This is a genomic window from Corallococcus sp. AB038B (assembly GCF_003668955.1).
GTDB lineage: Bacteria > Myxococcota > Myxococcia > Myxococcales > Myxococcaceae > Corallococcus > Corallococcus exiguus.
The window spans coordinates 1-404 of sequence record NZ_RAWO01000258.1 but is presented as its reverse complement, the minus strand read 5'-3'; the positions used below and the strand labels follow the sequence as shown (position 1 = coordinate 404).

Here is a 404-nt window from a genome sequence, read left to right as displayed (position 1 = left end):
CGACGCGAGCTGAGCTGCACGTAGCGCCGGCCGAGCTGCGCGGGGAAGGTGAGGGGCCCCAGCGCCATGCGCCTGTCGCCCTCCAGCCGCCCGAAGCGCGGCACGGTGAACGCGTAGCGCAGCACGAAGGGCGCGCCCACCGCGTCCTCGTGGTCCAGCTTCACGCTGGAGAGCGCCGCGCCGCCGAAGTACCGCGCCACCGCGCCCTGGAGCGCCTGGTTGCGGCTCTCCGCGGAGAGCTGGTTGAAGGCCTCGGCGAGCTGCGCCGCCTCGAACCCCAGGTACGTCTCCTCGCCCTTGCCGCTGAGCTTGCCCTCCGCGTCGAGCGACAGCGTCAGCCGCACCTGCTTGCCCGCGGACTCCTTCACCTGGGGCGTCTTCACCACCTCCAGCTTGCGGCCCGG

The 404-nt window shown here is 73.3% G+C and carries 1 pseudogene; it reads right to left on the bottom strand.

From position 1 onward, the window contains the following. Positions 1-404, bottom strand: a pseudogene (locus tag D7Y04_RS43200) (hypothetical protein); the annotation flags it as partial.